19 protein-coding genes, 7 tRNA genes and 1 pseudogene are annotated in these 21,508 nt (G+C 45.1%); 5 read left to right on the forward strand and 22 right to left on the reverse strand.

Annotated elements, in window-relative coordinates; all coding sequences use genetic code 11:
* Nucleotides 1-11: 11 nt before the first annotated feature.
* On the forward strand, nt 12-1,775 hold the full coding sequence (gene dauA / locus KT99_RS07115; protein WP_005498431.1) for a C4-dicarboxylic acid transporter DauA: 1,764 nt from the start codon (nt 12-14) through the stop codon (nt 1,773-1,775).
* A gap of 60 nt (nt 1,776-1,835) precedes the next feature.
* On the opposite strand, the gene purE is transcribed toward dauA, so the two are convergent.
* Nucleotides 1,836-2,345 (reverse strand): 5-(carboxyamino)imidazole ribonucleotide mutase, encoded by a 510-nt coding sequence (gene purE / locus KT99_RS07120; protein WP_005498433.1) that lies wholly within the window; start codon nt 2,343-2,345, stop codon nt 1,836-1,838.
* Between the two features lie 704 nt (nt 2,346-3,049).
* Between purE and cspE the strand changes: the two genes are divergently transcribed.
* A complete protein-coding gene (gene cspE, locus KT99_RS07125; RefSeq protein ID WP_005498435.1) occupies nt 3,050-3,262 on the forward strand; it encodes a transcription antiterminator/RNA stability regulator CspE in 213 nt (70 codons plus the stop codon).
* 549 nt (nt 3,263-3,811) lie between these two features.
* Here the strand turns inward: cspE and KT99_RS07140 are convergent.
* The 8 genes and pseudogenes from KT99_RS07140 to KT99_RS07175 form a co-directional block, all read right to left on the reverse strand.
* Nucleotides 3,812-4,054, reverse strand: a complete 243-nt coding sequence (locus tag KT99_RS07140) for a helix-turn-helix transcriptional regulator (protein WP_005498439.1) — start codon at nt 4,052-4,054, stop codon at nt 3,812-3,814.
* Between the two features lie 279 nt (nt 4,055-4,333).
* Nucleotides 4,334-4,612, reverse strand: a complete 279-nt coding sequence (locus tag KT99_RS07145) for a hypothetical protein (protein ID WP_157752189.1) — start codon at nt 4,610-4,612, stop codon at nt 4,334-4,336.
* 695 nt (nt 4,613-5,307) lie between these two features.
* A pseudogene (locus KT99_RS22765) lies at nt 5,308-5,602 on the reverse strand (tyrosine-type recombinase/integrase); the annotation flags it as partial.
* Nucleotides 5,603-5,705: 103 nt separating this feature from the next.
* Entirely contained in the window at nt 5,706-6,323 is a 618-nt protein-coding gene (locus KT99_RS07155; RefSeq protein WP_005498445.1) for a transglycosylase SLT domain-containing protein, read from the reverse strand.
* 136 nt (nt 6,324-6,459) lie between these two features.
* The gene (locus KT99_RS07160; protein WP_005498446.1) at nt 6,460-6,882 is read right to left on the reverse strand and encodes a hypothetical protein; all 423 of its coding nucleotides are present in this window, start codon (nt 6,880-6,882) and stop codon (nt 6,460-6,462) included.
* 37 nt (nt 6,883-6,919) lie between these two features.
* Nucleotides 6,920-8,524: a glutamate--cysteine ligase gene (gene gshA, locus KT99_RS07165; RefSeq protein ID WP_050774323.1), complete on the reverse strand. Its 1,605-nt coding sequence runs from the start codon at nt 8,522-8,524 to the stop codon at nt 6,920-6,922.
* 198 nt (nt 8,525-8,722) lie between these two features.
* Nucleotides 8,723-11,557 carry a M16 family metallopeptidase gene (locus KT99_RS07170; RefSeq protein ID WP_005498448.1) on the reverse strand — a complete coding sequence of 945 codons (2,835 nt, stop codon included), beginning with the start codon at nt 11,555-11,557 and terminating at the stop codon, nt 8,723-8,725.
* A gap of 36 nt (nt 11,558-11,593) precedes the next feature.
* Nucleotides 11,594-12,016: a YqaA family protein gene (locus KT99_RS07175; RefSeq protein WP_005498449.1), complete on the reverse strand. Its 423-nt coding sequence runs from the start codon at nt 12,014-12,016 to the stop codon at nt 11,594-11,596.
* Nucleotides 12,017-12,280: 264 nt separating this feature from the next.
* Between KT99_RS07175 and KT99_RS07180 the strand changes: the two genes are divergently transcribed.
* From KT99_RS07180 to KT99_RS07190, 3 genes are all read left to right on the forward strand, one after another.
* Nucleotides 12,281-13,534 carry a dicarboxylate/amino acid:cation symporter gene (locus tag KT99_RS07180; protein ID WP_005498451.1) on the forward strand — a complete coding sequence of 418 codons (1,254 nt, stop codon included), beginning with the start codon at nt 12,281-12,283 and terminating at the stop codon, nt 13,532-13,534.
* A 195-nt stretch (nt 13,535-13,729) separates the two neighbouring features.
* Nucleotides 13,730-13,915, forward strand: a complete 186-nt coding sequence (locus tag KT99_RS07185; RefSeq protein ID WP_005498453.1) for a hypothetical protein — start codon at nt 13,730-13,732, stop codon at nt 13,913-13,915.
* 171 nt (nt 13,916-14,086) lie between these two features.
* Entirely contained in the window at nt 14,087-14,422 is a 336-nt protein-coding gene (locus KT99_RS07190) for a PBPRA1643 family SWIM/SEC-C metal-binding motif protein (protein ID WP_005498455.1), read from the forward strand.
* Between the two features lie 99 nt (nt 14,423-14,521).
* On the opposite strand, the gene KT99_RS07195 is transcribed toward KT99_RS07190, so the two are convergent.
* The 13 genes from KT99_RS07195 to csrA form a co-directional block, all read right to left on the reverse strand.
* Nucleotides 14,522-14,719, reverse strand: coding sequence for a hypothetical protein (locus KT99_RS07195; protein WP_005498456.1), 198 nt, complete (start codon nt 14,717-14,719; stop codon nt 14,522-14,524).
* Between the two features lie 736 nt (nt 14,720-15,455).
* Nucleotides 15,456-16,055 carry a hypothetical protein gene (locus KT99_RS07200; RefSeq protein WP_005498458.1) on the reverse strand — a complete coding sequence of 200 codons (600 nt, stop codon included), beginning with the start codon at nt 16,053-16,055 and terminating at the stop codon, nt 15,456-15,458.
* Nucleotides 16,056-16,192: 137 nt separating this feature from the next.
* Nucleotides 16,193-17,323: a sodium ion-translocating decarboxylase subunit beta gene (locus KT99_RS07205; RefSeq protein ID WP_005498460.1), complete on the reverse strand. Its 1,131-nt coding sequence runs from the start codon at nt 17,321-17,323 to the stop codon at nt 16,193-16,195.
* Between the two features lie 7 nt (nt 17,324-17,330).
* A complete protein-coding gene (gene oadA / locus KT99_RS07210) occupies nt 17,331-19,133 on the reverse strand; it encodes a sodium-extruding oxaloacetate decarboxylase subunit alpha (protein WP_005498462.1) in 1,803 nt (600 codons plus the stop codon).
* Between the two features lie 21 nt (nt 19,134-19,154).
* A complete protein-coding gene (locus KT99_RS07215; protein ID WP_005498464.1) occupies nt 19,155-19,400 on the reverse strand; it encodes an OadG family protein in 246 nt (81 codons plus the stop codon).
* A gap of 498 nt (nt 19,401-19,898) precedes the next feature.
* Nucleotides 19,899-19,990: transfer RNA gene (locus KT99_RS07220), tRNA-Ser, on the reverse strand.
* Between the two features lie 22 nt (nt 19,991-20,012).
* Nucleotides 20,013-20,089 (reverse strand) — tRNA-Arg (locus KT99_RS07225).
* Between the two features lie 52 nt (nt 20,090-20,141).
* Nucleotides 20,142-20,218 (reverse strand) — tRNA-Arg (locus KT99_RS07230).
* A gap of 82 nt (nt 20,219-20,300) precedes the next feature.
* A tRNA-Arg gene (locus KT99_RS07235) sits at nt 20,301-20,377 on the reverse strand.
* A gap of 36 nt (nt 20,378-20,413) precedes the next feature.
* Nucleotides 20,414-20,490: transfer RNA gene (locus tag KT99_RS07240), tRNA-Arg, on the reverse strand.
* A gap of 35 nt (nt 20,491-20,525) precedes the next feature.
* Nucleotides 20,526-20,602, reverse strand: a tRNA-Arg gene (locus KT99_RS07245).
* A 21-nt stretch (nt 20,603-20,623) separates the two neighbouring features.
* Nucleotides 20,624-20,715, reverse strand: a tRNA-Ser gene (locus KT99_RS07250).
* A gap of 272 nt (nt 20,716-20,987) precedes the next feature.
* Nucleotides 20,988-21,185 carry a carbon storage regulator CsrA gene (gene csrA, locus KT99_RS07255; protein ID WP_005498467.1) on the reverse strand — a complete coding sequence of 66 codons (198 nt, stop codon included), beginning with the start codon at nt 21,183-21,185 and terminating at the stop codon, nt 20,988-20,990.
* Nucleotides 21,186-21,508: the final 323 nt, after the last annotated feature.

Genomic DNA, 21,508 nt, shown 5'->3' on the forward strand with positions numbered 1-21,508 from the left:
CAGGAAATTCAGTGTCACATAAGGCCCACCTCTTCTCGCTCACCTTAGGTCATGCCCTCATCCAGTCTTGTTTCAAACAGACGTACACCCTCAAGCGTCTGGGGCATGATGCATTGGCAGGATTATCCGTTGGCATCATCGCCATCCCTTTATCCATGGCCCTGGCCATTGCCAGTGGCGTTGCCCCTCAATATGGCCTGTATACGGCCATAGTCGGTGGCTTCATCATCGCCCTCACTGGTGGCTCACGTTACAGCATTTCCGGCCCCACGGCCGCATTTGTCGTGCTGCTTTACCCCATAGCACAACAGTTTGGCTTAGCGGGCTTACTGCTGGCCACTGTGATGTCCGGCATCATCTTGGTCATGATGGCCTTACTCAAACTCGGCAGACTAATCCAATATATTCCCGAGCCTGTTACCTTAGGCTTTACCGCCGGCATAGGTCTGGTCATAGCCACACTTCAGGTGAAGGACTTCTTCGGCCTGTCCTTGAGCGTCATGCCTGAAAGCTTCTTAGATAAAGCATATATACTAGTGCAGTCAGTGCCCGATTTCGATCTGGCCAGCACCTCAGTGGCTCTCACCACCTTGTTGGTGATGCTATTCTGGCCCAAGTTACGTACACAGGTGCCGGCTCATCTGCCCGCCATCGTCATCGGCAGCCTGTTAGCATTGGCACTCAACCATTATGGTGCTCAGATAGAGACCATAGGCACACGTTTTCATTACACCTTGAGTGATGGCACTACAGGCATGGGGATCCCACCCTTGCTACCAGGCTTCGAATGGCCCTGGATGCGAACAGGTCCCGATGGCGGCACACTGAAACTGAGCTGGTCCTTGATACAGGCCCTACTACCCAGCGCTTTTGCCATCGCCATGTTGGGGGCTATCGAGTCACTGCTGTGCGCCGTGGTGCTCGATGGCATGACGGGTAAGCGCCACAGCTCCAACAGCGAATTATTGGGTCAGGGGATAGGAAACATCATCGCCCCCTTCTTCGGTGGCATTCCCGCCACCGCAGCCATAGCAAGGAGCGCTGCCAACGTCAAAGCCGGGGCCCAGAGTCCCGTTGCCGCCGTGATCCATTCCCTGGTACTCTTGTCCAGCTTACTCCTACTCGCTCAAGTGCTGGCCTATTTACCTATGTCGGCAATGGCAGCACTCCTGCTCGTCGTCGCCTGGAACATGAGTGAGGCTCCCAAGGCTTGGCACCTTATCAGGAAGGCACCTCATAGCGACATTTTGGTGTTTATGACTTGCTTCTCTCTCACCGTGATATTCGACATGGTGATAGCCATCAGTGTCGGCATAGTGCTGGCCGCACTGCTCTTCATGAAAGAGATAGCCGACATGACCAAGCTTTATGATATCGGCCATAATCTTAGTTATGTCGATACGCCAGTCCCCCAAGAGATGCTGGTCATCAAAATTAATGGCCCGCTATTCTTCGCCGCAGCCGATCTCATCTTCGCCGAGATACATGTGCTAGCCCGCAACAAGAAAGTCGTGGTGTTATACATGGACGGAGTGTCGATACTCGATGCAGGGGGGTTATCTTCACTAAACCGACTCGTGGATAAATTCAGGCTGGAACAGAAGACATTAGTGATTTCCGACCTGCAGTTTCAGCCAATAAGGAGCCTGACCAGAGCCAAGGTACAGCCCATAGAGGGGCTATTGTATTTCTATCCAACACTCAATAAGGCGATAGATAAACACACGGGAAAGAGAATAAGCACAGAGGATGCTGGAGAATTAGAACGTTATTAATAATAAAAAATGCCACCGACCCTAGGTCGATGGCATTTATTTATCAAACTTTAGCAGAGACTATAAGTTCGCCAGTTTTTCTTGCAGCTTAGCATCTTTCGCTTCAACAACAGCGGCAGATCTGGCACGTTCCTCTTTTACCGCAACCGCCAAAGCGTCATCAGCCACGGCTAAGATTTGCGCGGCTAAGTAACCCGCATTCTTAGCACCTGCGCTACCGATAGCCACAGTGGCTACTGGCACGCCGCCAGGCATCATCACAGTAGAAAGCAGGGCGTCATGACCCTGAAGTGGACCACAGTCAATCGGGACGCCAATCACTGGACGGGTTGTGATACCGGCAACGGCACCGGCTAAGTGAGCAGCCAGACCGGCGGCGCAGATGAAAACCTTACAACCGCGCTCTTCTGCATCATGCACATAGGCGTGAGTCGCAGCGGGAGTACGGTGAGCCGAGGTCACCTTAGCTTCGAATCGAATACCAAAGCCCTTAAGCACCTCTAGGGTGACTTGCATGGTTGGTAAATCAGAATCAGATCCCATCAAGACTGCAACAAATGGTTTGCTCATTTTTAATCCTTATGTAGGGTATAGCTTAGAATTACTTATAATTTGTGGCGCATTATAATGGAATAATGCCCCGATTGCTTGATTCCAGCAACGACTCCCCCAAGCCAGAGGCTGATTATCGTCTAGCTTGATCCACACTGCAAATAACTAATGCCTACAGACTAATAACAAAAAACACCGTTTTGTGTAGCACACAATTCATCTTATGTGTGGACAGAGAGAGCAATTAAGAAGAGACGCCATAACCAGTTCGATAACATATATCCATATACAAATGCCAGTTCAGCTTCCATGCTTCTCATTCATAGGCTCATGGCTATTCCATATTCACCCTATCTCTCGCTCGGAGAGTTTCACGTTGTGAAACCTCGCCCAGATGTTGATTAGAAAAAGTATCTGAATTTACCTGAAAGCTCTAATTCGCTCCGCCCCTTTATTCTAAATGTGTATATAACTGTTAAATAAAGATATTTTAAAAAAAGCAAAAAAAGGCTGCATAAAAAATGAACGATCGCTATTATATCGCTCAGTTGTTCAGAGAGTTATTAAATGCGGCATCAAGTACAAGTAAAACATCCACTACTAAAACCGTGTTTTGTAGCTAGACGTTTCCCTTTTATTTTAGCCTAACATGATATAATTCAATAAATTAACATATTGTTAATATTGAACTTTTTTTAAATTAAATAAATAAGGGACATCACATGTCTAATTCAAATACTGGTACTGTAAAATGGTTTAACGAAGATAAAGGATTCGGTTTCCTTACTCAAGATAATGGTGGCGCTGACGTATTCGTACATTTTCGTGCTATCGCATCAGAAGGTTTCAAAACTCTTGATGAAGGTCAAAAAGTGTCTTTCGAAGTAGAGCAAGGCGAAAAAGGTCTGCAAGCAAGCAACGTTATCGCTCTTTAATGAAGCGCTAATAACGCAAGCTGATATTAAAAAAAGAAGGTCGCCAACGCGGCCTTTTTTATGCCTGTCATATTCAACAAAAGAAAAATAACCAAGACACTCAGGATGGTCACTTGCCTGTATGGCCTATGTAGACCACTCTCCACCAAGAGATAGGCTAGATAGCGCTTAAGCAAGACCCAAGATACCCAATTTAAAGTCATCTTTTCATACATAAGCAAACCCTTGTTTGGGGTTTATAATGTTTTATTTTTAAGGACATAGTCGATATTTTACTCATAACAGACTATTTGAGTATCGTTTGACGTAATAAGTGGGTGAATTGATAAATCGAGGAGTTTATCTAGATGTGTTCGGCACTGGCGATCTTGCTTAGAATAAGAATATATGTATTGGTTACAAATGACAAACAAACTACTAGCTGTGGTAGTTGCATAGTAAGAGCGATCCTTATATCGCTTCCTAGCGATGGTTCTGGCGTCTTTGTCTTGTTCCCAGTCACAACTAAAATGTCGCTTATCAATCCAATACAGCGATTGCTTACGGCCATTAAACACGCCTTTCTCGTTGCGAATTAACCAGTGCTTTGATTTTCTCTGGTGTTTGCTCGGCTATCATGGCGTTAATAACGGCTTCACATTCTGATTTTACAAAGCCGACTGCTCGCGCCCCTAAGCTGATAGGCGGCGGAAATAGACCGTCTTTAATGCGATTGTATAGCGTTAATTTTGATAAGCCTGTTTCGTTAATGACATCAGGCTTTCTGATTATTCTTGGTTGGTATTGGTTCATAGGTAATTATCCTTGTCCGTTATTGAATTATTCGGGACAATTATTTCCTATTTACCCTAGGGTTTAGCGGGGGGGTTAGGTGGCTAATGCTTAATATAATAGGGTTAATATTTAATTATTTTTGCGATAACGTCTTTTGATTTTTCACTAAGCCCTTCTGGATTTTCACCTGAATCTTCGTGCCTAATCCCCCTCGTTTTACTCTCTTTATCTAGCCATAATTTGATGTCTTTATTGAGAGGTGTAGTTGTACTATCGCGTACGAGAGTATCGTGAGCATCAATAGCAATTTGTAGCTCTGGTGGGTATGTTGGCTTTTAGTTTTTCATTTTCAAGGCTTAAAGCTTCAATCGAATCTTCAAAGGCTCTTGCTTCATAATGTAGCCCAGTGTTAATACCTTCATATTCACACCACCTTAGTAATTCTCGTTTTGAAATGACGGTCAATTCGTAGTCTATTACAGCACTTTGCTTTAAATAAGTACCATTATCATATCTTTTTGAATATCTGTCACCGAACTCATCATTATTTGAGCACCAAAGCTCAAGTGTGTGCAATTTAAAATCATCTTGGTTCGTCCCTTTAATACAGTCACTTAGAAGGTCGATATAATGGTCGTTCAAAGGGGTCGAATGGAGTTTGCCATCACATGAATTTTGATTAGTGGAATAAATATTTTATGCAATTCGTGCGGCATCAATTTGAGTGAAATTGCTTTTTCTATTAACTAAGTTCACATCGTAGTTAAAGTCATTAGCTTGTATGCTTTCAGCTCCTCTAGTAAGAGGGATACCGAATTTATTTAGGGCGACTTTGAACTCACTATAGCTGATGAAAACCTCATTAATTAAATACCGCATAGAAACAATATATGAATTACCATCTAATTCTGGACGCGAGCAATACTTAGAGCATTTAGATTTTAGCATTTAGATTTTAGCTTTTAGCTTTTAGCTTTTAGCAGCAAGTCTTCATATTCATGCTCCCCTGTTTGGATTTTAGATGCCTTGTCTATGATTAAATACCCATCAACGTAGAAGGTGTGCCTTCGAAACCTTCAGTTAGTAATCCTTTAAACTTAACAAACTTATTAAGCCCGTCAGTAACAGTATAAATAGGTATCTCTATACATTGGCTCAACTGAGCCTCAGTATAAAATACCTTATCATCCTTTATTTCCATATTACGCCCCCGCGTTCCTACTAAAATTTACTAAGCCAAAAGTTGATAGGTATTCAACTTCTTTCGGGGGCTACCCTAGGCTTCGTAAAACTAGATAACGGCCTTTAAGCCTTTTGTTTTTTGTAATTATAAAGTGATGTTCCGCTTGCTCAATATGTCCAGACCACCAGCACATCAATACTCGTCTACGTTCTAGTATTCAGCACGGTTATATGCGCGCCTAACTTCATTTTTATCAACATGCGCTAAAGCTGCTTCAATGACATCGGGAGCAAAGCCTTGTTCGTTTAGTGTGGTACTGGCTAATGCGCGTAAGCCATGGGAACCAATTCACCAGCAAAGCCCATACGTTTAAGTGCCACGTTCATGGATAAAGGGATCAGAGCGAATAAGATCAGATTTTGGCAGAAGCAACAGGGATTTACAGAGCCGGGCTAGGAGGTTTCCCTGCCCGGCTAATATTTATTGCTAAGCGAAGAAGAGACGCCATAACCAGGAAGAGTCGAGATCTTCCTTACAGGTCTTATATTGCGCGGCGTAGCGCTTAGATCTGGCGTCGACCTTAGCCGCAACCTTGATCAACCAGGCTTTCTGGTTATAGCTCTTGCGCTTATAACCGCCCCAACCTTCATGGTAATTCAGATACTGATTTCTGGCATCCCACTTAGAGACGCCATTAATTTTATGGGTTTTATAAATAAACCAGCCCATAAAGTCCATGGCATCATCGAAATTACTCCGGCTTGACCAGGAGTTCCCCGTCTCCTTGACGTAATCATCCCAGGTCATGGTCTTAGCCTGAGCATAGCCATAGGCATCACTGGCACGCCCGATAGGAATAAAGCCGAGAAAATACTCCATAGGTGGCGCTGCATTGTGTTTAAAAGAGCTCTCCTGATACATCATCGCCAGGGGCACATGGACCGGCACGCCCCACTTCTCTTGGGTGTTCTGTGCGGCGCTATACCAGTCGCGATTTTCCTGATAGATGGAGCATAAATTTTCAGGGTTTTCCGGCGGAGCCGTGGCGCAACCTGAGAGTAATAATGCCAAAAAAGCTGCTGTTAAAACCGAAAACCCTTTCATAAGTGCGATACCATGTGTAATGCAGACAGGAGCATATTAAGTCGTGAAACTAATCAAAACGTTAGTGTCACATCCTTAGGTTAAAGATGCAATTATCCAAGCTCAAAAGTGCCCGATATTAACCTTATGTCACAGGTTACTTCACGGGTAATTCACACGCATGCGCTTCTTCGAGCCAGATCACCGGCTGCCAAAAACCAGAGTCATGGCCACGATAGCGTTTATCGGTATTAAATTGAGCCGCAAAATGATATCTGCGGTTGGCTTCGACTCTGACAACTAAGTCTTTAGGCGTCCTGGCGGCTAGCTTCACCTGCAGAGATGGCGCGCTGATCAACTCGGCAAAAGTAAAGGTATGCTCGCCGAGCGAGAGCCGGTAATTGGGTTTAGAGATGACAGGTTTGCCGTCTAAATGAGTGACGACGGCTCGATACAGATCTTGACTCGAATCGGGGTCGAGATAACCCGAGACGACACCACACCTCAAACTATCATCAGGCTGTGAAGCACAGCCTGAAAGCAAGATAAGCATGATAAGCATGATAAGCATGATAAGCATGGAAAGTAGCACGAGTAATGGTTTCAAATCTTCACTCTCAACGGCAACGTTTTATCTCAGCCATTTTTAAAATAGTTTCATCTCGGAAGTAATCTTGCAGAAATGCCTCAAAACTTTGGCTAGACTCGGCTTCCATCTTAGCTTGCTTAGTCAAGGAGTCTAACGCATCCTGTTTGTATCGAGCGACAACTTGCTCTGGTAGCTCATATTCGTTCAACGTCTTATGGTACTGTTTGGCTAAGCTTTTGACCCAGCAACCATGATCGATTTGACTCTCAAGCAAGTGCGACATGACCCTTCCAGAAAGGGTTAAGTCAGGATCATTGACCGCAGCTAACCAGGTATCGAGCGCTTGACGATAATGATTTTCACCCTCACTGTCCAACAGCTCGGCAATCGAGCTTAAAGATGAAAACATCTGCTTCATCCAATCGGTGAGGAGCACTGAGTGTCCATTATTGCTTAATTCCAGACCCGGCTTACGTCCTTGCAGAATGACTCGGTTCAAGTTAGCGGATATTTCGGCTTCCTCGCCCTCTGCCGATAAGGGGGAATCACTTAACAAACAATAGAGCAGGAACATGTCTAAGAAGCGCACCTGAGATGCTTCTATGCCTATCGCGCTGTATGGATTGACATCTAAAGCTCGAACTTCGATATATTCGACTCCGGCTCTAGCCAGTGCCTGCGAAGGCTTTTCACCATCGCGAGTGACTCGCTTAGCCCGGATTGGCGAATAAAATTCATTCTCTATCTGCAGCACATTGGCATTGAGCTGCCTAAATTCTCCATCAACCTTAACGCCTATTTTTTCAAAATTAGACGAGGGCATATTGATGGCATTGTGCATCCCTTGCAGATACTTATCCAGAGAATCATAGCTGATGCTTAAGTTGTCTTGTTCCTTATTGGTGTAACCCAGGTCACTCATTCTCAATGAGGTGGCATAGGGAAGATACAAGGTCCCCTTGCCCATCTTCTTAAATTCGATATCGGTCTGCTGATCTTTAATGAACGAGCTACACAGGGCCGGGGAAGCACCAAAAAGGTAAGGTAATACCCAAACCATGCGTCGATAATTACGTATGAGCCCTAGATAGGACTCAGAGATGAAATCTGTTTTGGAACCCTGTTGATCGCTTAAAAGGTACAACTTGTCCCAAAGTGGCTGAGATACAGAGAAGTTAAAATGAACTCCGGAGATAATCTGCATCTGAGCGCCGTATCTATAGGTTAATCCCTTACGATACAAACGTTTCATCTGTCCTGAATTTGAACTGCCGTATTGTGCAATGGGAATTTTGCTCACATCACCGACATAACAAGGCATGCTCACCGGCCATAGACCTTGTTGGTTAAGGTTTTGCACCGTAAATGCGTGGGTATAGGTCAGATCTTCAAGCAAGTCATCGATATCACTGAAAACAGGAGTGATAAATTCGAGCAGAGATTCACTATAATCTGTAGTTATCCTGGAATGAGTGAGCGCTGCACCTAGTTCTCTAGGGTGGGCATCTGTCGCCAGCTGGCCTGACTCACTGATTCTTAATGCTTCGCGTTCTATGCCACGTTGCATCCCCTGTAGTGCTGCACGCCCCTCTGAGTCAGAGAGTTGTTCGATCCATGTATTGAAAGAGTTCAATATTTTATTCTCTAATTTTTGTCATCATTTAGGCTTGTCTGGATCAAACCCGTCAAGGGTGTATTTTCTTTCATTCACACAATCGACAGCGTTTAACCCTCTCAGGCAAGTCATCTTTTCTAAGCCATAAAATCGCGGCATCCATTCTAACAAGATGCCGCAAGTTACTACCACTAGATATATGGCCTAATTTGGCAATTACAACTCTAAATCTTCCACCGGATAACCGAGTGCTTTAATATCCGCCTCGATTAACGCTTTATCACCCACGATTAACACCAGCATACTCTTAAGATCTAACTGTTTTCTAGCCAGCTTATTCAATTCATCTTTGCTGATTGAATTAGTGATCTTAGTTTGTTGCTTGGTGAAGTCTGTATCGAGTTGGTAACGCTGTATGCGGCGCATGAAACCCGCTTTTTGATAGGGCGTCTCATAATCCAGTGCATTTCCCTGAGAAATTGAGGCCCGCATAAATGCCAACTCCTCATCCGTCATCCCCGACTGGCTGTATTTTTTAATTTCATCAAAAAACTCTACCAGGGCCAGAGATGTCACATCCGTTCTCACGCTTGCCTGGGCTTGATAAACCCCCTGCTCAATGCCACCGGAAAAGTAACTACGGGCACCATAGGTATAGCCTTTATCTTCGCGTAAGTTAAGGTTAATACGGCTATTGAAGGCACCACCTAAGGGATAATTCATCAGGTAAGATTTAAAGTACTCGCCCGTTGCGTCATAGGGCAGCGCACGCTTACCAATCTTAATCACAGATTGCGCGGCGCCGGGCTTATCTAAAATATAGATAATTCCTCCCTGGAGTTTAGGTAAGTCAGCCAATTTAGGCAGAGACGTAGCTTCGCCTTTCCAATGACTAAAGCCAGCTAACTTATCCATGATTTCAGATTCACTCAGATCACTCACCGCAATAATTTGTGCATTGCCGGCTCGATACTGCTTTTGATAGAAAGCGTTAATATCATCTAAGGTCAACGAAGAAACAGACTCTAAGGTGCCACTTCTGCTTACTCCCAATGGGCTATCACTGCCATACATCAAAGCATCGAAGGCGGTATTTGCCAAGAAATTAGGATCTGACATCATGTGTTGCAGACTCTGCAGTTGCTGCTGTTTCAGTCGGTCAAAATCTTCAGGTTTGAACGCCGGCTCAAATAATCTCTCCTGAGCGATTGCCAGAGTCTCATCGAGGCGTGAGGTCAAGGTCGAGATTTTCACATAACTCTGATAGGCACTGGAGCCGAACGAGACACTACTGCCTAGCATCTCTAATGCTTGAGCAAGCTCTTCTGAGCTGCGCTTCATACTCGATTCATTGAGCATGGCAGCGGTTAAACCAGCAAGGCCCGCTTTTTCAACCGGTACAAGTCGGTGACCGCCATTAAGGTAAATAACCAACTCAACCGTTGGTGTCTCCTCACTTTCAGTGCCCATCACTTCAATATTATTGGCCAGCTTTCCAGTCCAAAGCTTGGGCACAGTAAGCACAGGCGCAGGTCCTGCACCCGGCATTATGCTACGATCGAATCCTGAGACAATTTGCTTATGGTCTGCCACCCCTTCTACCGCGATGTGGGATACAGTGAGCGCTGGGGGCGTGAAAGAATCTTCATGGGCGATAAGCTGCTCTTGTCCCTCGGGCACCACGCTCATGACCACCATAGGTTTGTTCTTAATATACTTGTCGAATACCCGCATCACATCGGCCTTAGTCACGTTGGCATAGCGCTTAAGATCCGCTGAGATCATGTCCGGATTACCGAAGAAAGTCTGATTAAAGGCTAAGGTTGCCACCTTGTCCGATACGCTCTGCAAACCGAAAATAGTCCCAGCTTCAAACTGCACTTTTACCTTCTTCAGGTCGTCATCGGTAACACCACGCTGCTCAAATTCGGCAATAGATTGCTTCATTCGCTTCTCGATGTCGGCTAAATTGCCTCCTTTAGCAGGATTAGCCAAGGCGAACATGGAGAACTGACAGGCTAACTCCTGACAAGGGTGATTCACCCCAGCCTGAACCGCATAGCCATCTTTGACCAAATTTTTATAGAAGATTGAGGTCTTGCCGCCCCCTAAGATATTAGACAGCAGATCTAAGGCCGCCTCATCTTGATGACGGGCATAAACGGTTGGAAAGGCGATGCGTAGCAAGGGAAGGTGAACCTTATCTTCCATCGAGATATAGCGAGTCTTATCTAAGGTCAATAACTGCTTGTCATCGGCTTTGACTTCGGGACCTGCCGGGATCTCCCCAAAATACTGGTTAACCCAAGCTAAAGTCTGAAATTCATCGAAATCGCCCCCTATGGTGAGAGTGGCATTGTTGGGGCCATACCAGCGCTGGAAGAAGTGTTTCACGTCATCGAGATTAGCGCGCTCCAAGTCATCCGGCCAACCTATGACAGGCCAAGAATACTGATGACCTTGGGGATAGAAGGCTTGATTAAATTTCTCGCCCATGCGCCCGTATGGCTGATTATCGATGCGCTGCGCTCTCTCATTCTTAACCGTCTCACGCTGCACTTCAAACTTCTCCTCCGTCAAGGCTGGCAGGAAGAATCCCATACGATCAGACTCGAGCCAAAGCATCTTCTCTAGCTGATTACTCGGTACCGTCTCAAAATAATTTGTTCTATCGGTATTGGTGGTGCCATTCAATGTACCACCGGCCTCGGTGACTGTCTTAAAATGCTGTTCATCGCCGACATGCTGCGATCCCTGAAACATCATGTGCTCAAATAGATGAGCGAAACCCGAACGACCTTCAAACTCTCTGGCAGAGCCCACGTGATAGGTCACATCCACATGGACTAAAGGATCAGAGTCGTCATGATGGAGAATGACCGTGAGCCCATTGGCAAGCTGATACTTCTTGTAAGGGATGCCAATCTCAGACTCGGCAACCTTAACGGTTTCTAACAAGGTCACTCCCACAGGAAGATTGATTGGTGACTCTTGGCTGGCACAACCCGCCAAGGCAACCGAGATGGCTGCGGCTAATATCCATTTTTTCACGTTAAAATCCTTAATATCAATTTACCCGTCACCCGTCTATAACCAATGAAGTGCAAGTCCGGCGACTAAAAAATAACGTACACTCTTACCTATTAATATCATCAGAGTCGATCTGAGTAAGGGAAGTTTCATCCACCCTGCCAATAAACACAATAGGTCGCCAATAATTGGCATCCAGGCTAGCAACAAGGCCCAATATCCATATTTGTCTATGAGGTCGAGAGCACGCTTATATTTTCCTTTAGCCATCTCCTCCGGACTGCGGGCAAAACGACCCAAAGTCCCTAGATAATAGCTGGTTATCGATCCGAATGTGTTGCCCACACTGGCTAGAATAACTAAGGCCAACCAGTTAGAACTGTCATCATTCAGTAATGCCACCAGTAAAACTTCTGATCCACCCGGTAACAAGGTTGCAGCAAGGAACGCCGCACTAAACATCAACCATAACTCTGTCATAAAAGCTTACCTAATGAAAAACGTATTTTTTTGTGATAAACCAAGATAAAAAATCCATGTTGCTCAAGTGTTAATAGTTAAAGTTATTAAAACAAACTTACTTATCACAATAAGTTATAACGAAATCGATTTGTTTTGCAAGCCACTCTGTCTATACAATGCAGCATCGGATAATAGTCTGATCTCATTTTGTTCTAAAAAGGCTTAGGCTAGCATCCAGCACTTTTTTGAATGTTAATAATAAAAATCACTTGGAATTACATAATGTGGCAAACCATTAAGCAGATCCCCTTTTGGCAGAAAGTCTTAGCAGGCTTTGTTTTAGGGGCAATGATAGGGGTGATCTTTGGCGAGTCAGCCACAGTACTTAAACCCCTAGGCGACCTCTTTATCGGCGCCATCAAGATGTTAGTGGCACCTTTGGTATTTTGTGCCATCGTTGTTAGCATCACAGCACTAGGCTCACAGGTGAGCCTGAAGCGCTTAAGCTTTAAAACGTTAGCCATGTTTATGTTTACTGGGACTCTAGCCTCCTTAATAGGCTTAACCGTAGGCTCGCTTATCGACATGGGCGGCAGCATGGATCTGGTCGCAACAGAAGTGAGAGAGCGTCATGTTCCCGGCTTTGCACAGGTATTGTTGGATATGATCCCGGTCAACCCCTTCGCCTCACTGGCCGAAGGCAAGGTACTGCAGATCATCGTATTTGCGGCATTGATAGGCATAGCCATCAACAAGGTGGGTGAGAAGGCCGAGCCATTGAAACGCACCTTCGAAGCGGGTGCTGAAGTCATGTTCCAACTGACCCGCATGGTCCTACAATTGACTCCTATCGGTGTGTTTGGCTTGATGGCCTGGATCGTGGGTCAATATGGTCTGTCTACCCTGTTGCCTTTAGGAAAATTCATCGCAGCCATCTATATCGCGGCCTTAATCCATATCATCTTCGTCTATGGTGGCTTGATTAAGTTTGTCGCTAAACTTAGCCCACTGCAATTTTTCCGTAAAGCCATACCAGCACAAATTGTTGCATTTACCACGGCTTCCAGCTTCGGTACTCTGCCAGCCAGTACACGCTGCACCGAGTCCATGGGTGTCTCGAAACGCTATAGCTCCTTCGTATTGCCTCTTGGCGCAACCATGAACATGGACGGCTGTGGTGGTATTTATCCGGCAATTGCGGCTATATTCATCGCTCAGATTTATGGCATTACACTGGATATGACTGATTACATGCTTATCGCGGTTACTGCAACGGTGGCCTCAGTAGGCACGGCAGGTGTACCCGGTAGTGCTATGGTCATGTTATCAGTGACTCTGGGGGTCGTCGGTTTACCCTTAGAAGGCATCGCCTTCATCGCTGCCATCGATCGTATTATCGATATGATTCGAACCAGCACCAACGTGACTGGCGATATGATGACAGCAGTGGTCATCGGTAAGTCTGAGGGGCAATTTGATGAAGCGCAGTTCTACGCCGCAGAAGATGAGCCCTTAAAGCAACAAGCAAGGAATTAAGCCTGCTAATTCCCGCTGTTAAAACAAGCCGCTGTCGCGGCTTGTTTTCGAATAGCCGGTTCAAAATCAGTCGGTTTGCCTACAGAACTTTGAATTCCTACTGAAAGATCAGATATTTAGTTGGATTGGTATTATACTTACCCCACCAGAAACTTGGGCTTACAAAGCCTGACTTGCAACACTGAAGGATACACAATGGCAAAAGTCTTTCTGCTCCCTATTTTTCTTTGTCTGTTATGGACACTTTTTTTGCATTTCAACGGTGTGTCCATTAAGCAAGGCAAGAAAGGTTTCATCTATATCATAGCCATTAGCGCAACGGTGATCCTCTCTCTGGGACTGTTACTCTGGGTGACTGCCGAGCAAAACATTCGCCATTAGTTTTCTGCTCCACACCCATAGCCTGGTCTCATCAGTTTAGTATTTAGCGCTTCTTAACTGTCGAATAATCGCTATCGAATAGGGATTAATTGGAAATCTTGCCGCATTTATAGTATAAGCTCACACAAATCTGCTTTATCCCATTTCTAATCGTTAACTCTGGAACAAATCATGTCAGATAAGTTTTTCTTCATGGGGCGTAAAACTCCAAAACCTAAGCACGAAAGCTATGGCTTTAACACTAAGCGCATCCAGAAAGCTGGCACCAATCAAAACCCATTGAGTTTATCTGTGGTTTCAGATGAGCGTAAGTCAGAGGTAGAGGTCATTCTTGAACAGCATGGGCTATTGGCAAACATAGAAGTCAATGCCGAGGGAGTTGAAAACATCGCCGAATTAGACGGCATCTTAAACAAGCCTGTCACGATTCGATTCGAGAAAACCCCCAGCAGGAATGAGCCTTGTCCCTGTGGTAGCGGTAAGAAATATAAGAAGTGTTGTGGTTAGTGTTTTTCCATATTAAGCGCGACACTGTAAAGCCACTGAACTCTCTGAGACTCTGGCTTTATTTTTTATCGATCAAGTTATCGCTTGCTAATACCAATCCTATTCTTTATTGACCAAGCTTTCTGAGATACAGGTTAAGTGCATCTCTAATTCACCTTCCGTGGTTGGCATAGTGTCTAATTCAAATAATAGCGGGCTGCTGCCGTTAAGCATGAACACAGCGGTCTCTCCATGAGCATAGTGAAACCACTTGCCGTTGATGCACAGGTCGGTATAGCAGTCGGGTAATAATTCCATGGAGATGCCTCTTATTATTTTACGACATCTTGGTGCCGTCAGGTTATCGTTCTGAGTAACTTATACCATTCCATATAAGTATCTGGTCAGTTCAGAGACTCTCAGTTTTTTCAATTCAAGGCACATTGATGAGGAAATGGTTATTCCCTTTTAAGTCAATGTAACGCAGAAGTGGAAACACTGAGAGCCTCACGTAGTGCGGGGTGCAAAGCCCTTTATGCTACGTTGAATATTCTCGATATACGACTGCATGGTCTATTTTGTTCCATACAAAATAAGACATTTCCCTGACCCATAGGGATATGGGAAATGTCTTGAAAGCGTATGGAACGCTTAAGACCATGGAGGTCAGATGCAGGAGGTACGAGCCCATGGACGGGTGAAGGTAGAATAATGCAGGAGCAATTATCGAGAGCAACGCAGGAGCTTGTTGCCGAGAATAACTATTAGCTTCAAACATCCGCAAGCCACATGGATGTGGTGAATGTCTATATTGCACGACTATAGGGATATAGGAGGTAGAGTAACGCAGGAGCTGTTACCGAGGAGCAATATATAGACCTTGCCTACAGCGCTTTGAACTCCCGCTGAATGATCAGATACTTACTCGGAATGGTATTAATCACTGTCACCGTGATTTGGTTCACCTTTATAACACCTTAAATACCTTATAGGGGTGTTGATCTGAATCAATACAGATGGAGTTATACCATTCCGAGTAAGTATCTGGATGGTATTAGGGTGCCAAACCTATGCTTCGATACAAGTCGGCATTCCTACTGCGATGAAGATTAAACAAAAACTTCTTTATCGATTCTTGCCCATGACCTAAACATTTAAATTTTGCGGCAAAGATATGACTATTGACTCTCACGGGTTCCAACTCCAGCTCGACGCGAGGCTGATTAGGAAGACGTAAAGTCAACACCTTGCCAAACAAGCTCTCTCTGGGATAGCTAACACCTTGCATACTCACCATGAGTCCCGTCGAAGAGAGAGATAGGATATCCACCAGTAACTTGTCTGCTTGATCCCATAGGGTCACATCTATGGGGGTGTTCACCCGCCAACTCCTATCATAGCCATTGATATCGATCACTTCAGGCGTGCCTAAGTTAGGTTTAAATCCACCAAATTCATCTAATTCAAGGTGCAAGGGGATCCATAGCTTATAACCCTCGCCTTGTGCTAACAGGGTTAAACTTGATTGACTCAGGATCGCGGCTAAACCACTAGGAATTTGGGTTTGAACTGCGATGGTATGAAGGTTCACCTCGGATTGTCTTTCAGAAAAGAGTTGTTTGAAAAAATTCACTTCATCTGTTGAGAAATCCATATCTACTTCGATGTAAAAGAATGGTGGTTTGATTATAAAACGTTCAATTTGTAACTTCAATAAGTACTTGTGTAAACTGACAATTTAAACATAAAAAACCCATCGAAAGATGGGCTTCAAGTCTACAAACTGATTGTTTATCCCAGTACGGCGATTAATACCCCTGCGGCTACGGCTGAGCCAAGTACTCCAGCCACATTAGGGCCCATGGCGTGCATCAACAGATAATTATGTTGATTCGCTTCCAACCCCACCTTGTTAACCACTCTCGCAGCCATGGGCACTGCAGAGACTCCTGCGGCACCAATCAGCGGGTTAATCTTACCCCCTGACAACTTATTCATTAGCTTAGCCATCAAGACGCCAGTTGCCGTGCCTATGGCGAAGGCTATCGCGCCGAGTACCAAGATCCCTAAGGTCTCGAGTTGCAGAAATTTATCGGCAGATAACTTAGAGCCAACAGCCAAACCTAGGAAGATGGTGACTATGTTGATAAGTTCATTTTGAGCCGTGTTCGACAATCTATCAACCACACCGGACTCCCGCATCAAGTTGCCCAGGCAGAACATGCCTACCAGAGGCGTCGCTGCCGGCAGAAACAAGATAGTGAGTCCCAGCACCATCAGCGGAAAAATGATCTTCTCTTTCTTACTCACTTCACGCAGCTGCTCCATCTTTATCTGACGCTCAGACTCAGTGGTTAACAATCTCATGATAGGTGGCTGGATCAAAGGAACCAGGGCCATATAAGAGTATGCAGCAACCGCAATGGCTCCCAAGAGCTCAGGGGCAAGTTTAGAAGCTAAGAAGATGGCGGTAGGACCGTCGGCACCACCGATGATCGCGATGGCACCTGCATCTTTCATGCTGAATTCAAAACCAGGTACCCAGTTAAGCGCGATTGCACCGATTAAGGTAGCAAAAATACCGAACTGAGCCGCCGCGCCTAACAACAGCATCTTAGGATTGGCGATTAGCGCACCAAAATCGGTTAATGCACCAACGCCCATGAAGATAAGCAGAGGAAACACCCCAGTTTCGATGCCGACATGATAGGCAAGAAACAGTAAGCCCCCTTCATCGATGAAGCCACCATTGGGAATATTGGCCAAGATAGCCCCGAAGCCTATTGGCAATAACAACAGAGGTTCAAATCCCTTCACGATAGCCAAAAAGAGCAACAAGGCACCGACGGCCATCATAAAGACTTGGCCAGCGGTAAAATTAGCAATTCCAGATGCGGCCCAAAAAGCAATTAATCCTTCCATGAGACTCCTAAGCTATGCCAAGCAATTGATGACCAACCGTGACAGAATCACCCTCTTTGACCCATACCTTGCTGATCACCCCATCGGCTTCGGCGCGAATTTCAGTTTCCATCTTCATCGCCTCTAAGATGATCACCACATCTCCCTCTCGAACCGTATCACCCGCAACCACATTCACTTTAAAGATATTGCCGGACAGAGGCGCATTCATCTCAAACTTAATAACTGCTGCAGCTTGAGGAGCCGCTTGAACCTCATTTGGCACAACGAAAGGAACCACATTATCACTGCAGGCTAGCTGGCTGATATCACCACCCGATGAGACCTGCACCACATAAGTCTGCCCCTGAACATTCACAGTATACGTCTCTGAACCTCGCTCAGATGCTGCAGCCGATGGCTTAACAGGAGTCGTTACACTCTCTCCAGGTTTAGGCTCGAATGCATCGGGGTTATTACGATTTTTTATAAACTTAAGACCAATTTGCGGGAATAGCGCGTAAGTCAGAACATCATCGATCGACTCACTCGCGAGTTCGAGCCCCTGTGCATCAGCCTTCTGGTGTAATTCGGCGGTAAGCCTGTCTAGCTCAGGTACCAGCAGATCCGCTGGGCGACAGGTTATCGCTTGATCTCCCTTAAGCACGCGCGCTTGTAACTCGACATTGACTGGGGCAGGAGTGGCGCCATACTCGCCTTTTAACACACCTTCAGTCTCTTTGGTCATCGACTTGTAACGCTCACCAGTCAATATATTGATAACCGCTTGAGTGCCGACAATTTGCGAGGTTGGTGTGACTAATGGCAGGTAGCCAAGATCTTGCCTCACCTTAGGTATCTCTTCTAGCACTTGATCTAACTTGTCGCTAGCGCCCTGCTCTTTGAGCTGACGCTCCATATTCGTCAGCATACCGCCGGGAACCTGAACCCTGAGGATGCGGGAATCGATGCCTTTAAGCTCACCTTCAAACTGCGCATATTTCTTACGAACGACTCTGAAGTAAGCAGCAATCTCTTCTAGCAAAGCCATATCGTATCCCGTAGCTCTGTCAGTACCCTCTAGCATGGCAACTAAGGTTTCGGTGGCACTATGGCCATAAGTCTGACTCATGGAAGACACTGCGGTGTCGAGCACGTCGATTCCGGCTTCGATGGCTTTAAGGTAAGTTGCTGTACTGAGTCCGGTTGTAGCATGACACTGCATCGAGACCAGCAGATCTGTCTGAGATTTTATTTGGCTGATCAAATCGAAAGCATCGTAAGGTTTTAACAGGCCAGCCATATCTTTAATACACAGTGAATGACAACCCATGTCTTCCAGGCGTTTAGCCATATCGACCCAAGTATCTAAGCTATGCACCGGGCTGGTGGTATAGCAGATTGTCCCCTGAGCGTGTCCACCGACTTCGATCACAGCCTTCACCGAAGTTTCCAGGTTACGGACATCATTCATTGCATCGAATATTCGAAACACATCGACGCCGTTTATATGAGCTCTCTCGACAAACTTGTACACCAGATCATCGGCATAGTGACGATAACCGAGTAAATTTTGTCCTCTTAACAGCATCTGTTGTGGCGTATTTGGCATCGCCTTCTTTAGCTCACGTAACCGCTCCCAGGGATCTTCACCAAGATAACGAATACAGGAGTCAAACGTCGCGCCTCCCCATGACTCCAGAGACCAGAAGCCAACCTTATCCAGTTTAGATGCTATGGGGAGCATATCTTCGAGACGAAGGCGTGTGGCAAGAATTGATTGATGTGCATCTCTTAAGACGACATCAGTTAATGCAAGTGGATTGCTCATGAAAACTCCCTCCTAGTATTATTATGCTTTAGCGCGATATTGCTGAATAGCCACAGTGATCACCGCGACAATTTTGGGGTCCACCCTTCCAGTCTGGCTAATTTCATTATCTGGCGTCCTTGTGGGTTTATCCTGAGGCAAGGGAGCAAATTTCATTGCCACCAATTTAATGCACAAGATGAGCATTATCAGAAATACAAAGACCAGGCCCATGCCTAAAAACATGATGCCTACGGCTTGGGTAATTTGCTCAGATATCGAGTTCATATCATCCTCAGTATTAACAGAAGCTAGCGTGAGTTGCGGGCTCTCTCTAGTTAAACAAGCAAAAACGAATATAAATATTGCAGTTTCAACTATCTATTCACTTACTGTCTGTTTTTTTATTACCAAAAAGATTAAAAAAAGCCGCCTAAATAAGCATTACATGGCTTTAACGATAAAAATCGTAATCAATTTATAACAAAATAGCGAGAGGAATGTAAAATGGCTATACCAATATAAGTAAAAATAACCCACAGAGGTATTGATTCAATAATATTATTAGCAATATATTGATGATCACACAATGAATTGACCGACAAATGGAAATAACAGATAAAGTGGATGAATGTGATCAGAAAGTGAATGAAGAAAAACGAACAGCAGTAGACCGAAATGAAAAAATATGCTGTTTAGAGTCAAGATCCATGATGTAGAAGCCTAATCTAGAGGAATATTAGGCACAAAAAAACCCGTAGATAGAGTCAACGGGTTTATTGGTAATGGCGGAGAGGGAGGGATTCGAACCCTCGATGGGATTTAACGCCCATACTCCCTTAGCAGGGGAGCGCCTTCGGCCACTCGGCCACCTCTCCGAAAATCACACAAACGAGTAAATGGTGCGGATGGGAGGAGTCGAACCTCCGACCGCCTGGTTCGTAGCCAGGTACTCTATCCAGCTGAGCTACATCCGCAAATCTCGCTTTCTTAATTTCTCAATCAATAAATCAACCAAACATTTAAATATGGTGCGGATGGGAGGAGTCGAACCTCCGACCGCCTGGTTCGTAGCCAGGTACTCTATCCAGCTGAGCTACATCCGCAAATCTCGCTTTCTTAATTTCTCAATCAAACAGCAATGAAAAATTAATATTTCCAGTCGACAAATCAACTAGATATTTAATATGGTGCGGATGGGAGGAGTCGAACCTCCGACCGCCTGGTTCGTAGCCAGGTACTCTATCCAGCTGAGCTACATCCGCACAAATAAAACTTTACTACTTTTACATTATATTGAATGGTGCGGATGGGAGGAGTCGAACCTCCGACCGCCTGGTTCGTAGCCAGGTACTCTATCCAGCTGAGCTACATCCGCAACGCGTTTCAATATTTCCCGTCAACTCACAAAGATGGTGCGGATGGGAGGAGTCGAACCTCCGACCGCCTGGTTCGTAGCCAGGTACTCTATCCAGCTGAGCTACATCCGCAACGTATTTGTAAGTAAGAAATGGCGGAGAAGGAGGGATTCGAACCCTCGATGGGATTTAAAGCCCATACTCCCTTAGCAGGGGAGCGCCTTCGGCCACTCGGCCACCTCTCCGTTTCTTGGCGCACATATTACTGTTTGACGAAAATAAGTCAAACCATTTCTTATAAAGGCTTTCTGTTTGAACTGTTTTTAAACAGATCAGTCAGATATCAAGCAAACTCGGTATAAATCATCGTATTTATCTAATAAAGATGTCGTTATAAAACTAGAACACACTGAGACAATCAGCGTTAAAAAACGAGAAGCTAAAAGCCAGAAAACAAAAAAAGCCAGTTAAAAACTGACTCTTCTATTTTAAGGGGTAACTCTTAAGGCATTTAAGACTAGATATTTCCACCCTCAGACGCATTGTCTGCTTTTTCAGACTGAATACGCTGGTAAATCTCTTCACGATGCACAGATATTTCTTTAGGTGCATTAACACCAATACGTACTTGATTACCCTTGACGCCTAAAACAGTGACAGTCACTTCATCACCAATCATCAGTGTTTCACCAACACGACGAGTCAATATCAGCATTCGTTTGCTCCTTTAGTTCCAAATTTAGCTTTATACGATACTATTTCATTATATGCTTATTATAAGGTTAGCTTAGTACAAATTAATAGTACCCTAGTGGAAAACCACCGTTAAAATACACCTTATTTAAGTCAAAAGCGTGATCTAGTCCTCGAACAGCACTCCCATAAGGCTAGACCCTCGAACCCACGAGATAACTATTTTAAAACCATGGAATTAAACTAGCATTAAATCCCAGCCCTACCAAGGGTTAAAGCGGCACCTAAGCACAATGCATTAAAACTTGACCGTTCAACTTAACAAGTTTCACATAAAAAAACTCA

The organism is Shewanella benthica KT99, assembly GCF_000172075.1.
GTDB lineage: Bacteria > Pseudomonadota > Gammaproteobacteria > Enterobacterales > Shewanellaceae > Shewanella > Shewanella benthica_A.

What these genes read in the sequence shown, in the direction of transcription:
- purE (WP_005498433.1), bottom strand. Translation starts at nt 2,345, where the DNA reads ATGAGCAAACCATTTGTTGCAGTCTTGATGGGATCTGATTCTGATTTA.
- cspE (WP_005498435.1), top strand. Translation starts at nt 3,050, where the DNA reads ATGTCTAATTCAAATACTGGTACTGTAAAATGGTTTAACGAAGATAAA.
- KT99_RS07140 (WP_005498439.1), bottom strand. Translation starts at nt 4,054, where the DNA reads ATGAACCAATACCAACCAAGAATAATCAGAAAGCCTGATGTCATTAAC.
- KT99_RS07155 (WP_005498445.1), bottom strand. Translation starts at nt 6,323, where the DNA reads ATGAAAGGGTTTTCGGTTTTAACAGCAGCTTTTTTGGCATTATTACTC.
- KT99_RS07160 (WP_005498446.1), bottom strand. Translation starts at nt 6,882, where the DNA reads ATGCTTATCATGCTTATCATGCTTATCATGCTTATCTTGCTTTCAGGC.
- KT99_RS07175 (WP_005498449.1), bottom strand. Translation starts at nt 12,016, where the DNA reads ATGACAGAGTTATGGTTGATGTTTAGTGCGGCGTTCCTTGCTGCAACC.
- KT99_RS07180 (WP_005498451.1), top strand. Translation starts at nt 12,281, where the DNA reads ATGTGGCAAACCATTAAGCAGATCCCCTTTTGGCAGAAAGTCTTAGCA.
- KT99_RS07185 (WP_005498453.1), top strand. Translation starts at nt 13,730, where the DNA reads ATGGCAAAAGTCTTTCTGCTCCCTATTTTTCTTTGTCTGTTATGGACA.
- KT99_RS07190 (WP_005498455.1), top strand. Translation starts at nt 14,087, where the DNA reads ATGTCAGATAAGTTTTTCTTCATGGGGCGTAAAACTCCAAAACCTAAG.
- KT99_RS07195 (WP_005498456.1), bottom strand. Translation starts at nt 14,719, where the DNA reads ATGGAATTATTACCCGACTGCTATACCGACCTGTGCATCAACGGCAAG.
- KT99_RS07200 (WP_005498458.1), bottom strand. Translation starts at nt 16,055, where the DNA reads ATGGATTTCTCAACAGATGAAGTGAATTTTTTCAAACAACTCTTTTCT.
- KT99_RS07205 (WP_005498460.1), bottom strand. Translation starts at nt 17,323, where the DNA reads ATGGAAGGATTAATTGCTTTTTGGGCCGCATCTGGAATTGCTAATTTT.
- oadA (WP_005498462.1), bottom strand. Translation starts at nt 19,133, where the DNA reads ATGAGCAATCCACTTGCATTAACTGATGTCGTCTTAAGAGATGCACAT.
- KT99_RS07215 (WP_005498464.1), bottom strand. Translation starts at nt 19,400, where the DNA reads ATGAACTCGATATCTGAGCAAATTACCCAAGCCGTAGGCATCATGTTT.
- csrA (WP_005498467.1), bottom strand. Translation starts at nt 21,185, where the DNA reads ATGCTGATATTGACTCGTCGTGTTGGTGAAACACTGATGATTGGTGAT.